This is a genomic window from Bradyrhizobium sp. AUGA SZCCT0222 (assembly GCF_018130205.1).
Taxonomy (GTDB): Bacteria; Pseudomonadota; Alphaproteobacteria; order Rhizobiales; family Xanthobacteraceae; genus Bradyrhizobium.
The window spans coordinates 16,806-29,927 of sequence record NZ_JAFCLX010000033.1; the positions used below are offsets into that span (position 1 = coordinate 16,806).

Sequence of the window (13,122 nt, forward strand, 5' to 3'; positions counted from 1 at the left end):
CGGGTCCTTCTCGCCGATCCATACGAGATGGCGGATTAAAGCGAATCCGCCCTACGGCCCTGCGCTTGCGGCACAGAGCTTGGCTTCAACCCATACTCGTCTCAACCGCGAGAGCGGCGATGAAGCGATCGAGTTCTTCCTCGGTCGTATAGAGCGCGGGGCTGACACGAATGCACTGCCCCTTGGCTACGCCATCGCGGCGCACGGTGAGAACTTTGTGCCTGTCGCGCAGGGCGACAACCAACGCATTGTTGTCCTCGCGCGATCCCTTGTTCTTGACCCGGAATGAGGTGATCCCTGCAGCCAACCCCGGCTCGTCCGGCGTCAGCACCTCGATATTCGGCAACGCGCGCGCCTTTGCGACCCAGCGGTCGCGCAGATAGCGCAGACGTGCGGCCTTGGCCGTCGTGCCGATGGTCTCGTGCAGCTTCAACGCCAGCGGAAGCGTCAGGATGGTCGCAAAGTTCGCGGTACCGGTATGAACGCGGGTGCGGATGTCGTTCGGATCGAAACTGCCATCGCCATAGTGCCGGTCGATCGCGTCCAGACGGCCTTTCCGGATATAGAGGAAGCCGATGCCGACCGGCGCCCCGATCCATTTGTGCAGGTTGAAGCCGATGAAATCGACGCCGAGATCGGCGATCTGAAAATCGATCTGGCCCCATGAATGCGCGGCGTCGAGAATGACGTCGATGTTCTTCTCCCGCGCCATCGCGGCGATTTCCTTGACCGGGATGATCAATCCGGTGCGATGGCTGAGATGGGTAAGCAGGATCAGCTTCAGCTTCGGCGTTTCGCGGATGGCTTTGGCGTAGGCATCGAGAATGGCCTGCCTGCTGGCGGGTTCCGGCAGCGCGATCTTGAAAACGCCGACACCGCGCCGGTCTTTCAGCCACTCCATTGCGAATTGCATCGAGTCATAGTCGAGATCGGCGTAGAGAACGGAATCGCCGGGCTGAAGGCGGTTATAGTTGACAATGAGATTCTGCAGCGCCTCGGTCGCCCCCCGGGTGATGGCGATCTCATCCTTGTCGACACCGGCCGTACGTGCGAGCGCGCTGACGACCGCGTCGGAATCCGCGCCAAATTTCGTGCGGGCATAGGCGGTATTCTGTTGATTGACCCTCTCCGTCTGGCGAACGAATTCGGCAAGAACCGGCCTGGCCATGATGCCCCAATAGCCGTTCTCCAGATTGGCCATGCTGCGATCGACGTCATAGAGCGACGCGACCTGCTCCCAGAACGGCCGGTCCTGCGAGACGCTGTCGCCAGTCCGCGTGAACGACGGAAGTGACGATGCGCCAGTTTGCGCGCCGGCGCTGCTGGCCGTGACGATGGCCGCCGCCGTGCCACCCAGCACGCCGCGCCGGGAAAACTGCGGGGTCCGGTTCATGATAGCCTCCCTCGGATCAGGGGCGCTTGATCTCAATTTGAGACGACAGCTTCATGACATCAGCGCGTAAGGCGGGGCGGATTCTCTTTGACCCGCCGATCGATACGAGATGGCAGATTAAAGGGAATCCGTCCTGCGGGCTAGATAAGGCCCAAGCGCAGCTACCCGTTGAGCATCCCCACATATCAGTCGTGGACTTCCGATAGGATTTTAGCGCCAGAGGCCAGCAAAATCTGCTTGAAGGCATCTATTCGGGGCGGAATACCGGTCACTTGCAAGACGAGCCGCACCTCGCTACCCGATCGCTCATAACCCCACCACCGCCAGTCGCGCTCACGAATGGCATCGAGCCATGATCCGAATTCCCAATTTGGTATTAGCTCATCCCATTGCTCGCGCGGCACGCGAGCCAAAGCCGCATCGCACTCCTCTCTCGTCATCATGAACGATGACAACCAGTCCGGCAGGATTGCTCTCCAATAGTCTTCATCATCTGGCCAGCTATCATAGTCAAAAGCGACCACACTTTCGACAACACCAATAATGCGCTTCCAAGCATCGTCCGGGCTCTGGCCCAGATCGATCCTAAAATCCCATTTGGCGACGGGCAAAGTTGGACCAAGCCCTCCATGCTTGATACGCTCAATTTCCTCACGGTCTGACATTTCTACCTGCGCCTTGGTCTATCGAATCGAAATTTCTGGAATTGGTCTTGTCGTAAATCCAAGCTGGTGGGGATGTGGATAGGTACCGGGCGGGTTCTCTCCAACCCACCGATCCATAGGCGTTGGCGGATTAAAGACAATCCGTCCGACGAGCTTCAATTCAGCACAGTCAGCCGGCACAGTGGTCTTACTTTCGGCGAAAGAGATGTCGAATCTCCGCAGGCGTCAACGTCAGGGATGAATAATATGGCCACCTTTATCCTGATCCCCGGAGGCTGGCAGGGCGGCTGGGTCTACCAACAGGTGGCAGAGATACTGACCGCGCACGGGCACAATGCCTTGCCGATCACGCTTTCAGGGCTCGGTGATACTCCCGCCCCGACGGCCAATCTTGAAACTCACATTGGTGAGGTCGTCAGTGCCGCGAAGTCGCATCAGGGCGACGTGGTCCTTGTTGGGCAATCCTACGGCGGGATGGTCGTGAGTGGCGCGGCCGATGCCGCGCCATCGCAAATCCGGGCACTGGTCTATGTGGACGCCTATGTGCCTGAGACCGGTGACTCCGTCTGGTCGCTGACGACGCCGCGTTTTCGGGACATGTTCGTCGCGGGCGCGAAGGCCGACGGACTAAACTGTACGCCGCCCCCTACGCTTGACCCGCGATGCCGGCCGCATCCGATCGGGACGTTTCTGCAGTCGATCAATCTCAGCGGACGTTGGCGCGAGGTGCCGCGCAAGACCTACATCGGTGCACATGGATGGGAAGGAAGTCCGTTCCTCGACCTCTATCAGCGCCTGAGCGGCGAGCCGGAGTGGTCGACCTTTGCCTTCGATTGCGGGCACAATGTAGCGCGGCTGAAGCCGGAGGCTTTGGCCGAGATATTGCTGGCTCAGGTTTGAACGACCAGCGACTGAGAATCTGCCCTGCGACCCTGCAACTCCGCCGGCTTGTGGAAAAGCGTCATACAAGGCAGATATCGTTAAACGTGCAGTTTATAATTGTGAATTATTCTCGCGTGTGATGTCATCCGCTGATGCAATTCAGAATTCCTTTGTTGGCCGGCCTGTTCGGACTGCTATTGGTCTCGGCGATCCCCTCCTATGCGCAGACTGACAGCAAGACCGCTCAGATGAACTCCGTCGATACCTGGAAGCAGCAGATTCAAACCCGGTTGGCGAGCAACAGAGCGTTTCCGCCTGCAGCGACGGGGCAAAGTGGCACGGCCAAGGTCAAGTTCGCCATCGATCGGCAGGGGAAGCTGATTTCCAAGGAACTGGCGGAGAGCAGCGGCTCCGAATTGCTTGATGCGGCGGCCCTAAGGATGATTGAACGATCCGAGCCGTTTCCCGAGCCTCCCGCCGAGGTGAAGGACGATATGCTCAACTTCACGGTGCCCGTTATGTTTTTCACCAAGAAGCAACTACCCTGGGCGGGCGGGAAATGGCCTGAAGAATGGGTCGAGGAGCAGAAGAAGGTGGACACCAAAATCCGCGGTATCTGTCGAGGCTGCTAATGGCGGCCGACGACCCGTCTGGTCCAGCGCAGGATGGCCTCTCCACACGCCGCCGATTCATCCAAGAGGCCGGATTAAAGGGAATCCGCCCTCTCGGAGCTTCCTCTGTCATTGCGAGCGAAGCGAAGCAATCCACACTTGTTTTCCTGGCTGCTATGGATTGCTTCGCTGCGCTCGCAATGACGGTTGTGGGAGCTTCGTGGCAACAACGTAAAAAAAATCCGCCGGAGAAAATCTCCGGCGGATCGTTGTTGTTGAGTAACCTGAGGCAGTCCTACGCCTTCATGTTCGCCTTCACCGCCTCCGCCGTGATCGGCAATGCCCGAACGCGGGCGCCGCAGGCGTTGAAGATGGCGTTGCCCAATGCGGGGGCGATCACCGTCACCGCCGGCTCGCCGACGCCGGTCGGCTTTTCGCCGTTGGCGATGACGTTGACGGCGACTTCCGGCATCTGGCTCATGCGCAAGGGCGTGTAGGTATCGAAGTTGGTCTGCTCGATACCGCCGTCCTTCAGCGTCGCCTTTTCATACATCGCGAGCGAAAGGCCCCACAGCGCCGCACCCTCGACCTGGGCGCGGATGTTGTCAGGATGCACCTGCATGCCGACGTCGGTGGCCACGGTCAGCTTCTTGACCTTGACCTCGCCGCTCGGCGACACCGCGACATGGGCCACGCAGGCGGTCCAGCTCGCGGTCGCCCGTTCCTGCGACGACACGCAGGCCACGCCCATGCCTTCTCCCTTGGGGAGTTTGACGGTGCCGTAGCCGGCCATGCCCATCGCCGCGAGCAGGGTGCTGCGCAGACGCTGCGCCCCACCATCGTTCTTGCCTTTGCCGTCGAGCAGCGCGATCCGGTACTCCGCAGGATCCTTGCCGGCGGCATGGGCGAGTTCGTCGATCATGCTTTCGACCGCCCAGAAGGTCCAGCCCGGTGCGACCGACCGCAGCTGTCCCGACGGGGTGGCGTTGTGCGCCATCTCGTTCTTGATGGCGCGCACATTGTGATTGGGCACGGAATAGAAGAAATCCGCGCCGTTCACGGTGAACGCATCCAGCGGCCCCTTCTTGTCGACCGACGGCGACAGGAAATCGGGGATGCCCCAGCGCTGGGTCGGCCACGCACTGACCACGTCGTGATTGAGCGCGATCAGTTTGCCATCGCCATCGAGACCCGCCTTGACCTTCTGGAAGGTCAGGGGGCGCGAATAGTCCATGGTCATGTCGTTTTCGCGGGAGTAGATCACCTTGACCGGCTTGCCGACGGCCTTCGCCGCCTGCACCGCGGGCACCATCATGTCGGCGTCGAGACGCCGGCCGAAGCCGCCGCCCAGCCACATCTGATGCATCACGACGAACTTTGGATCTATACCGGCGGCGCCCGCCGCGATCGCGCCGGAGCGCGTCGCGAACTGGTTGCCGGAATAGATATTCAGGATGTCGCCCTTGAACTCCGCGGTGGCGTTCATCGGCTCGAGCGGCGCATGGATATTGATGCTGGTGGTGTATTCCGCCTCCAGCACTTTCGCCGCGTTGCCGAAGGCGGCCGCGGTATCGCCGTCCTTGACGAAGAACTGCCCGGAATCATCCAGCTTCTGCAGCCGCTTTGCCTCCTCAAGCAGCGACTCGCTCGACAATTTTGCGTTCGGACCGTTGTCATAGGTGATCTTCAGCGCATCGGCCGCCTTGCGGGCGTTGGCATAGGTGTTGGCCACCGCCACCACCCACCCCGTCGTGCTTCCGGTCTTGTCGTCGAGCGTGACCGCCTTGATGAAGCCCGGCACCTTCTTGGCGGCGGAGTCGTCGACCGCCTTGACGGTGGCGCCATAGCGCACCGGCGGCGTGATCACCTTGCCGTAGACCATGCCCGGCAAATTGACGTCGATGCCGTACTTGGCCGTGCCGTTGCTCTTCGGGGGAATGTCGAGCTGCGGAACGGAAACGCCGATCATGGTGTATTGATCCGGCGTCTTGAGCTTGATCGCCTTGAGTTCGTCCGGCGTGAAGGTTTTTGTAATTTTGCCGCTCTTGACGATGTCGGCAAAGCTCATCGACTTCTTCGACTTCGGATGCGACACGGTGGAATCGCGCACCACCAGTTCGCCGGCGGGAACGCCCATGATCGTGGCCGCCGCCTGCGTCAGCGCGATCCGCCCCGCGGCGCCCGCGCGGCTCATCGCGTCGAAGTTCATCATCGTCGACCAGCTGCCGCCGGTGATCTGCGCGCCCAGGACGGGATCGTTGAACTTCGGATCGTTGGAGGCGAGCTGAACCCGCATGTCCTTCCAGGACGAGCCGAGCTCTTCGGAGACGATCTGCGCCATGGTCGAGGCGATGTGCTGGCCCATATCGGCCTTGCCGCACGTCACGGTGACCAATCCATCCGGTCCGATCGAGTACCAGACGCTGGGATCGAACTTGGCCGGTGCCGCCAGCGCCTGATCGGCGCCGAGCAGGCCGGGAACGGCTGAGTAGCCGAGCGCGAGGCCCGCGGCGGCGGTGCCGACGAGGAATGAACGGCGGCTGAGGTCGGCGGGTTCGCCGGATATCTTTTTCACGTGCGTGTTCATGTGGGCCTCCGCTCGGTGCCGGCGTTGGACGCGGTGCGCATGTCGGCGGCGGCGCGCAGGATCGCCTTCTGGATGCGGGAATAGGTCATGCAGCGGCACAGATTGCCGTCCATATGCGCAACCACTTCTTCCTTGGTCGGATTGGAATTCTTGGAAAGCAGCGAAGCCGCCTGCATGATCTGGCCGGACTGGCAGTAGCCGCATTGCGGAACCTGCTCGATGATCCAGGCCTTCTGCAGCGGATGATCGCTCTTGGCGCTGAGGCCTTCGATGGTGGTGATCTTCTTGCCGACGGCCTCGCTGACCGGGGTCTGGCAGGACCTGACGGCTTCGCCGTTGACGTGAATCGTGCAGGCGCCACACAGCCCGGCGCCGCATCCGAATTTCGTGCCGGTCATCTGCAATTGCTCGCGGATGACCCATAACAGCGGCGTATCGTTGGCCGCCTCGACGGACATATTCCGCCCGTTGATGTTCAGATTAGGCATTTGCGCTTCCCCTTCCGGTGTATGAAGCCGCTTACGGCGGCAGCTCACTGTTGGGTATTCCTGGCACCCACCGGCTCGATGTCAGTTGGCGCGCAGAATGATACCGATCGGAATTAGAGGCAATGCAATTTGGAATCGTTCGAAGAGAATAAAATTTTGAAAAATCTGGTTGTGCGCTGCGGCAAGATGTTGCGCGTGCCCTTGATTTGGAATGCGCCGGCGTGGGCACGGTCCGCCATTTCCGCATTTCCCAACCGCTGACGGATCGCGCTAGGATGCCGAAATTACGCATGATTGTTTTGGGAAAATCGCAATGCCGATGATCAACCGTGGCGGCGTCAACATCTATTACGAGGTGCATGGCAGCGGGCCACCACTGCTGCTGACCCACGGTTATTCCTCGACTTCAGGAATGTGGCAGGGCCAGATCGAGGCGCTGTCGAAGCATCACAAACTCGTGTTGTGGGACATGCGCGGCCACGGCCAGTCGGATTATCCCGATGATCCGGCAGCCTATAGCGAAGCGCTGACGGTGGCCGACATGGCAGCATTGCTCGACGAGGTCGGCGCGGACAAGGCCATCGTCGGCGGGCTGTCGCTCGGCGGTTACATGTCGCTGGCGTTCTATCGCAGCCACCCCGAGCGCGTGCGGGCGCTGCTGATCATCGACACCGGACCCGGCTTCAAGAAGGACGATGCGCGCGAGGTCTGGAACAAGCGCGCCCATGGCACCGGCGACCGGTTCGAGCGCGAGGGACTGGACGTTCTGAAATCCGCCAGCCGCGAACGCTCCGGCGTCAGCCATCGCGACGCGTCGGGACTGGCGCGGGCCGCGCGCGGCATGCTGATCCAGCGCGACGCGCGCGTGATTGAATCGCTGCCCGACATCAAGGTGCCGTCGCTGGTCGTGGTCGGCGCCGACGACACCCCGTTCCTGGCCGCATCCGATTACATGGCGGCAAAAATTCCCGGCGCGAAGAAGGTGGTGGTCCCGGCCGCCGGCCACGCCGTCAACATCGATCAGCCGCAGGCTTTTATCCACGCGGTGCTGCCGTTCCTTGATGGCCTCGACACCAAGGTAAGCGCGAGGGCCGCGACATGAAGGCGATTGCCGCCGCGGCTCTGCTTCTCGTCGCCAGCGCTCCCGTATCGGCGTTGGCACAACAACTGCCGCCGTTCGGCGGCCCCTACCCGCCGCCGTTCACCGAAGCCCTGTCGAACACCACGCCGCTGGCGTTCGGCATGGATGCGATGGAAGCCGAACGCGCACTTGGAACGCCGCTCAATTACGTCAAGGGACGGCCGGGCGATGAGGTGTTCCTCACCTTCCGCGATCTCGGCGGCAGCGGATTGTTTCCGAGCAAGCACCGGCTCTATCTGCAATTCCGCAAAGGCCGGCTGGCGGGCTGGAAGGGCGACTGGGGTCACAACTGGATGTGGCAATAACCGCCGCCTTCCCTGCAACAGGCTTCGTGCAACCCTTCAACGAAAAGCAAATCTTCAACAAGAAGCAAACCTGCAACAAAAAGGATGACCCGTGGGACAGGATATTACACTGACGGCTTCGGACGGTTTCAAACTCGGCGGCTATCGCGCCGATCCGGCGGGCGCGCCAAAGGCTGCCATCGTGGTGATCCAGGAGATCTTTGGCGTCAATCACCACATCCGCTCGGTGTGCGATCGCCTCGCAGGCGCCGGCTATGTCGCGATCGCGCCGTCGATCTTCGACCGTATCAGCCCGAACTTCCAATGCGGCTATTCGCCGGATGAGGTCGCGAACGCGCGCAAATTCATCGCCAATCCGGATTGGCCGGCGATGTTGCTCGACACCCAGGCCGCGATCGATACGGTCAAGAGCGTGGGCCCGGTCGGCATCATCGGCTTCTGCCTCGGCGGCAGCATCGCTTTCGCCGCTGCGACCAAGCTGACGGGGCTATCAGCCGCGGTCGGTTATTACGGCGGCGCCGTCGTTCGCTTCGCCGACGACAAACCGAAAGTGCCGACGCAACTGCATTTCGGGGAAAAGGACGCCGGCATTCCGCTGACCGACGTCGAGACCATCAAGACCAAGCGGCCCGACGTCGAAGTCTTTGTCTATCCCGGCGCGCAGCACGGCTTTCACTGCGACGAGCGGGCCAGCTACGACAAGGCCAGCGCCGACATCGCCTGGCCGCGCAGCCTCGATTTCTTTGCAAAACATTTGAAGTGACGGCAGCGGCGTCATCCACTCGTCGTCCCGGCGAAGGCCGGGACCCATACGCCGCAGCCCTCATTGTTGCAGAAGGTCTCTAACGCCAGCGTGCTCATCGATAGGCCGCGGCGTATGGGCCCCGGCCTTCGCCGGGGCGACAATGATTACTCGCCCTTGACGCCGGTGGCTTTCACCACATCCGCCCAGCGTGCGTAGTCGCGGCGCAGGGTGGCTTCGAAGGTTTCCGCCGTACCGCCGACGGGCATCAGGCTGACCGTCTCGAGCCCTGCTACGCCCTCAGGGGAAGCGATGATGCGGGCCAATTCCGCGGACAGTTTCGTGACGATGTCCTTGGGCGTTGCAGCGGGCACGAAGACACCGACCCAGCCTTCGGCCTCAAAGCCGGGGAAGCCGAGTTCGGCCATCGTCGGCACGTTCGGCAACTGGGTCCTGCGCTTTTCGCCGCCGACCGCCAGCGCCCGGACCTTGCCGGCCTGGATTTGCGGGCCGGCCGTGGTCAGGTCGACGAAGCCTGCGGTCACCGTGTTGTTGAGCAGATCGTTCACCAGCGGCGCCGCGCCGCGATAGGGAACATGGGTCATGTCGATGCCCGCGTTCTTCTTCAGGAGTTCGCCGTAGAGATGCGACGTCGTCGCGTTGCCGAACGAGCCGTACGGCACCTTGCCGGGGTTCGCCTTGGCGTGATCGATCAGTTCCTTGACCGACTTGATCGGCTGCGCCTCGGGGACCGTCAGCACGACCGTCGACAGCCCGACCTGGGTCACCGGCGCGAGATCCTTGAATACGTCGTAGGGCAATTTCGCAACCAGGCTCGGCGCCTGGATGATCTGGGTGATGGCGACCAGCACGGTGTAGCCGTCGGGCTGCGCCTTGGCGACGTAATCATTGCCGACCACACCACCGCCGCCCGACTTGTTTTCGACGACGACGGGCTGCTTCCACGCCTCCGACAGTTTGTTGGCCAGGAGGCGTGCCGAGACGTCGGTGGCTCCGCCCGCGGGATAAGGCACCACGAAGGTTATGCGCCGGTCCGGATAGGACTGCGCCGCCGCCTGTTCCGCGGACACGCACACGGCCGTCATGGCAATGCCTGCGATCATTGCAGCTGAAATTGCAGTGCGCACGAGCTTGGTTGGCAAACGGATGCTCATCTCTTCCCCTGGTTGATTTAAATGGATTGCGTTGACGGCGGCATATGCCGCTGGCCTGTGAGAGGCAAGTTCCGATCCAGCGCTTCGCGCCGAATGCGCTGATTCACCACAGCCAGCCAATGACACTGATAACGGTAATGCCGCTACACGGAATGATCCGAACAGCATCGTGCCAACGGCGTCATTCCGGGGGGGGGCGCGCGCTAGCGCGAACCCGGAATCTCGAGATTCCGGGTTCGATGCTGCGCATCGCCCCGGAATGACGAAGGGAAAATTCTAGAACCAGCGCTCGCCGACCAGCACCGTATCGCCCGGGCTGATCGAGGTACCGGGCGGAACGATGTAGCGCGCGGTTCCGGAAGCATCGGTGTGTGTCACCGTCACGCGGTCACGGCGCGCGCGGGGCGAGAAGCCGCCGGCGATCGCAACCGCGCTTTCGACGGTCATGTTGGGCACGTAAGGATATTGTCCGGGCGCCGCCACTTCGCCGAGGATGAAGAACGGCCGGTAGGCTTCGATCTCGACCGCGACGGAGGGATCACGGATGAATCCGGCGCGCAGTTTGGCTGCGATCTCGGCTGCGAGACCGGCGGGCGTGCGGCCGCGCGCCGGCACCGAGCCGATCAGCGGTATCGTGATCGAGCCGCCGGCATCGATCGCGTAGGTATTGGTGAGGCCTTCCTGGCCATAGACCACGACGCGCAGCCTGTCGCCGGCATCGAGATGATACGACGTGTCATATCGGACCGGTTCGGCATAGGCGACGGGCGGCGCGACAACCACGGGAGCGGGCGCGTAAACTGGACGCGGCGTTCTGGCAAAGGACGCGCGCATCGCGCTGATGGCGCCGCCGCCGCTATTGTCCACGACGACCGGCGCCGGCGCCGCGCCATAGGTCATTGCGTCGAGATCGGCTTGCGGCGCGACCGCGACGGGTCCAGCCGTGCGCATGCACCCCGACAGAGCGAGCGCGGCCATCATCGCAGTGATCGAAAATCGAAACGCGCGCGCAACTCGCACCGGAGCCATCCCTCAAAGCGAGACAGCTCTAGTCTTGCACCGGTTATGGTTAACAAAGCGTTTTTTTGGGGTGCGGTGCCGTAACGGAACACGCAACGCGGACCATGCGTCATTGCCTGCGACAAACGCGAAGCGTTTGCGCAAGGGAGTGAAGCGACGAAGCAATCCATCTATCGCTGTGCGGAGAGATGGATTGCTTCGCGGAGCCTGTCATCGGGCGCGCATTCGCGCGACCCGTTGGCTCGCAATGACGGCCTAGGCGGCGTTCACGCCGACACCAACACCGATCGGGCACGACACGCCGGTGCCGCCGAGCCCGCAATAGCCGGCCGGATTCTTGGCGAGATATTGCTGGTGATAGTCCTCGGCAAAATAGAATTCACCTGACGGCGCGATCTCGGTGGTGATGGCGCCAAGGCCCTTGGCTGCCAGCGCCTTCTGGTACATCGCCTTCGACGCATCGGCGGCTTTGGCTTGCGCATCACTGAGCGTGTAGATCGCGGAACGATATTGGGTGCCGACATCATTGCCCTGGCGCATGCCCTGCGTCGGGTTGTGATTTTCCCAGAACGTCTTCAGCAGCGCCTCAAAGGAGATCTGCTTCGGATCGAACACGACCAGCACCACTTCGGTGTGACCGGTGCGGCCCGAGCAAACTTCTTCGTAGGTCGGATTGGGCGTGTGGCCGCCGGCGTAACCGACGGCGGTCGCAAAAATGCCCTCGCCGAGTTGCCAGAACTTGCGTTCGGCGCCCCAGAAACAGCCGAGCGCGAACACCGCCTGCTCGAGACCTGCGGGATAAGGCGGCTGCAGCTTGCGGCCGTTGACGAAATGGGTTGACGCGGTCGGGATCGGCGTGGCGCGGCCCGCCAGCGCTTCGGCGGCACTCGGCAACGCGGTGGTCTTGCGCATGAACAACATGGATTGCCTCCAGGCGGAACATCGGCTGGCGCGCAAACGGCGGCAGCCGGCTGACTTCTATATAAGGCTTTACGCGGGTTGCCGCAGCCCTGTTACGCAAGCCTTCTTATGCAAGCCTTCTTACGCAGCCTTGGCAACGCCCGGCCTTTGCTGAACCAAAGCCTGTCAGTCCCGCGAATAGCCGATCAGCGGCTTGCGGGGCCGGAACAGGATCATCAAGAGAATGCCGAACACGCCCAGCACCGCGAAAACCGGCTGGTCCAGCAGGACCTTGATGACGCTGTTCCAGAGCCAGGGCGCGGCACCCTCGACCGAAGTGCGAAACGCCAGCTGGCTGGACTGGTGGATGTCGTTCCAGAACTGCCCGAAGCGGGTGAAACGCAGAGTCTGGTCGGCGACATACCGTGCGCCGTCATAGACCATGAAGATGAATCCGCCGGCCAGGAGCAGCAGGCCAATTAGCCGGAAGAAACCGCGGATCATGCGTCACCTTATACCTGTCGGGCCCGGAAGGCCGTCAGCCCAATACCGGGCTCCCTTAATAAATTCAACCTCGTCAGCACCTTATGCGCCATTTCCGGCCGGATTTTCCGATTTTTGGAGGGTCCAGAAAGCGTTGACGGTGCAAGACCAGCCCTCTATAAGACCCCCAATGGCGGCGGGCGCAATCCCGCCGCCGCTGTTCTTTGAGCCGCGCCGCGGTGGGAGCATTTTGGCTCCCGAGCATGGCGACCTCAAGGACACCCTGAAACACACCAGCGCAATTTGAACGGCCGGCGCGCTCAAGCCCGACCACCCGAGCGATGACAGCCGAAGGATAGTTGAGAACATGGCCAATACCACTTCCGCCAAGAAGGCGACCCGCAAGATTGCCCGCCGCACCATCATCAACAAGTCGCGCCGCACCCAGATGCGTGGTGCGGTTCGCACCGTCGAAGAAGCCATCAAGAGTGGCGACCGCGATGCAGCGTTGAAGGCGATGGCGCACGCGGAACCGGAACTGATGCAAGCCGCGCAGCGCAACATCATTCACAAGAACAACGCGAGCCGGAAGGTGTCACGCCTGACTCACCAGATCGCCAAGCTCGCGAAATGAACTGACGAAAAAAAATATTCGTCAAAGAAGCCCGGCCTTGGCCGGGCTTTTTCTTTTTCCAGTTCGATTGTCCCGTTGCTGCACAACCGAGCGCGT

The 13,122-nt window shown here is 61.9% G+C and carries 14 protein-coding genes; 6 read left to right on the forward strand and 8 right to left on the reverse strand.

Translation table 11 applies throughout. The features are described from left to right. Window positions 1-85: 85 nt before the first annotated feature. The gene (locus JQ629_RS25270; protein WP_212414927.1) at window positions 86-1,393 is read right to left on the reverse strand and encodes an aminotransferase class V-fold PLP-dependent enzyme; all 1,308 of its coding nucleotides are present in this window, start codon (window positions 1,391-1,393) and stop codon (window positions 86-88) included. 185 nt (window positions 1,394-1,578) lie between these two features. Next, a complete protein-coding gene (locus tag JQ629_RS25275; protein WP_212414928.1) occupies window positions 1,579-2,058 on the reverse strand; it encodes a hypothetical protein in 480 nt (159 codons plus the stop codon). Between the two features lie 246 nt (window positions 2,059-2,304). Between JQ629_RS25275 and JQ629_RS25280 the strand changes: the two genes are divergently transcribed. Together JQ629_RS25280 and JQ629_RS25285 are read left to right on the forward strand one after the other, a co-directional pair. After that, window positions 2,305-2,958 (forward strand): alpha/beta fold hydrolase, encoded by a 654-nt coding sequence (locus JQ629_RS25280; RefSeq protein ID WP_249135264.1) that lies wholly within the window; start codon window positions 2,305-2,307, stop codon window positions 2,956-2,958. A gap of 155 nt (window positions 2,959-3,113) precedes the next feature. Then, window positions 3,114-3,572 carry an energy transducer TonB family protein gene (locus JQ629_RS25285; protein WP_212414930.1) on the forward strand — a complete coding sequence of 153 codons (459 nt, stop codon included), beginning with the start codon at window positions 3,114-3,116 and terminating at the stop codon, window positions 3,570-3,572. 274 nt (window positions 3,573-3,846) lie between these two features. Here the strand turns inward: JQ629_RS25285 and JQ629_RS25290 are convergent, their stop codons facing one another. Continuing rightward, window positions 3,847-6,138 (reverse strand): xanthine dehydrogenase family protein molybdopterin-binding subunit, encoded by a 2,292-nt coding sequence (locus JQ629_RS25290; protein WP_212414931.1) that lies wholly within the window; start codon window positions 6,136-6,138, stop codon window positions 3,847-3,849. Continuing rightward, the gene (locus tag JQ629_RS25295; RefSeq protein ID WP_212414932.1) at window positions 6,135-6,626 is read right to left on the reverse strand and encodes a (2Fe-2S)-binding protein; all 492 of its coding nucleotides are present in this window, start codon (window positions 6,624-6,626) and stop codon (window positions 6,135-6,137) included. The genes JQ629_RS25290 and JQ629_RS25295 overlap by 4 nt, the downstream gene beginning before the upstream one ends. Before the next feature lie 313 nt (window positions 6,627-6,939). On the opposite strand from JQ629_RS25295, the gene JQ629_RS25300 reads away from it, so the two are divergent. From JQ629_RS25300 to JQ629_RS25310, 3 genes are all read left to right on the forward strand, one after another. Next, complete coding sequence (locus JQ629_RS25300) at window positions 6,940-7,728, forward strand: alpha/beta fold hydrolase (protein ID WP_212414933.1); 789 nt, start codon at window positions 6,940-6,942, stop codon at window positions 7,726-7,728. Continuing rightward, a complete protein-coding gene (locus tag JQ629_RS25305) occupies window positions 7,725-8,072 on the forward strand; it encodes a hypothetical protein (RefSeq protein WP_212414934.1) in 348 nt (115 codons plus the stop codon). Before JQ629_RS25300 ends, JQ629_RS25305 begins: the two co-directional genes overlap by 4 nt. A 91-nt stretch (window positions 8,073-8,163) precedes the next feature. Then, complete coding sequence (locus JQ629_RS25310) at window positions 8,164-8,835, forward strand: dienelactone hydrolase family protein (protein ID WP_212263207.1); 672 nt, start codon at window positions 8,164-8,166, stop codon at window positions 8,833-8,835. A 146-nt stretch (window positions 8,836-8,981) separates the two neighbouring features. Here the strand turns inward: JQ629_RS25310 and JQ629_RS25315 are convergent, their stop codons facing one another. The 4 genes from JQ629_RS25315 to JQ629_RS25330 all read right to left on the reverse strand — a co-directional run bounded on the left by JQ629_RS25315 (window position 8,982) and on the right by JQ629_RS25330 (window position 12,413). Then, on the reverse strand, window positions 8,982-9,989 hold the full coding sequence (locus JQ629_RS25315) for a Bug family tripartite tricarboxylate transporter substrate binding protein (RefSeq protein WP_212414935.1): 1,008 nt from the start codon (window positions 9,987-9,989) through the stop codon (window positions 8,982-8,984). A gap of 276 nt (window positions 9,990-10,265) precedes the next feature. Then, window positions 10,266-11,018 carry a polysaccharide biosynthesis/export family protein gene (locus JQ629_RS25320; RefSeq protein ID WP_212414936.1) on the reverse strand — a complete coding sequence of 251 codons (753 nt, stop codon included), beginning with the start codon at window positions 11,016-11,018 and terminating at the stop codon, window positions 10,266-10,268. Window positions 11,019-11,264: 246 nt separating this feature from the next. Further along, window positions 11,265-11,930 carry a peptide-methionine (S)-S-oxide reductase MsrA gene (gene msrA, locus JQ629_RS25325; protein WP_212414937.1) on the reverse strand — a complete coding sequence of 222 codons (666 nt, stop codon included), beginning with the start codon at window positions 11,928-11,930 and terminating at the stop codon, window positions 11,265-11,267. A gap of 165 nt (window positions 11,931-12,095) precedes the next feature. Further along, the gene (locus JQ629_RS25330; RefSeq protein ID WP_192736318.1) at window positions 12,096-12,413 is read right to left on the reverse strand and encodes a hypothetical protein; all 318 of its coding nucleotides are present in this window, start codon (window positions 12,411-12,413) and stop codon (window positions 12,096-12,098) included. A 346-nt stretch (window positions 12,414-12,759) separates the two neighbouring features. On the opposite strand from JQ629_RS25330, the gene rpsT reads away from it, so the two are divergent. Next, window positions 12,760-13,026: a 30S ribosomal protein S20 gene (gene rpsT / locus JQ629_RS25335; protein ID WP_212263211.1), complete on the forward strand. Its 267-nt coding sequence runs from the start codon at window positions 12,760-12,762 to the stop codon at window positions 13,024-13,026. Window positions 13,027-13,122 lie beyond the last annotated feature (96 nt).

Excerpts from the sequence above, each read along its gene's own strand:
- JQ629_RS25280 (WP_249135264.1), top strand. The coding sequence starts at position 2,305 with ATGGCCACCTTTATCCTGATCCCCGGAGGCTGGCAGGGCGGCTGGGTC.
- JQ629_RS25305 (WP_212414934.1), top strand. The coding sequence starts at position 7,725 with ATGAAGGCGATTGCCGCCGCGGCTCTGCTTCTCGTCGCCAGCGCTCCC.
- JQ629_RS25290 (WP_212414931.1), bottom strand. The coding sequence starts at position 6,138 with ATGAACACGCACGTGAAAAAGATATCCGGCGAACCCGCCGACCTCAGC.
- JQ629_RS25270 (WP_212414927.1), bottom strand. The coding sequence starts at position 1,393 with ATGAACCGGACCCCGCAGTTTTCCCGGCGCGGCGTGCTGGGTGGCACG.
- JQ629_RS25300 (WP_212414933.1), top strand. The coding sequence starts at position 6,940 with ATGCCGATGATCAACCGTGGCGGCGTCAACATCTATTACGAGGTGCAT.
- JQ629_RS25330 (WP_192736318.1), bottom strand. The coding sequence starts at position 12,413 with ATGATCCGCGGTTTCTTCCGGCTAATTGGCCTGCTGCTCCTGGCCGGC.
- JQ629_RS25320 (WP_212414936.1), bottom strand. The coding sequence starts at position 11,018 with ATGGCTCCGGTGCGAGTTGCGCGCGCGTTTCGATTTTCGATCACTGCG.
- JQ629_RS25315 (WP_212414935.1), bottom strand. The coding sequence starts at position 9,989 with ATGAGCATCCGTTTGCCAACCAAGCTCGTGCGCACTGCAATTTCAGCT.
- JQ629_RS25295 (WP_212414932.1), bottom strand. The coding sequence starts at position 6,626 with ATGCCTAATCTGAACATCAACGGGCGGAATATGTCCGTCGAGGCGGCC.
- JQ629_RS25275 (WP_212414928.1), bottom strand. The coding sequence starts at position 2,058 with ATGTCAGACCGTGAGGAAATTGAGCGTATCAAGCATGGAGGGCTTGGT.
- msrA (WP_212414937.1), bottom strand. The coding sequence starts at position 11,930 with ATGTTGTTCATGCGCAAGACCACCGCGTTGCCGAGTGCCGCCGAAGCG.
- rpsT (WP_212263211.1), top strand. The coding sequence starts at position 12,760 with ATGGCCAATACCACTTCCGCCAAGAAGGCGACCCGCAAGATTGCCCGC.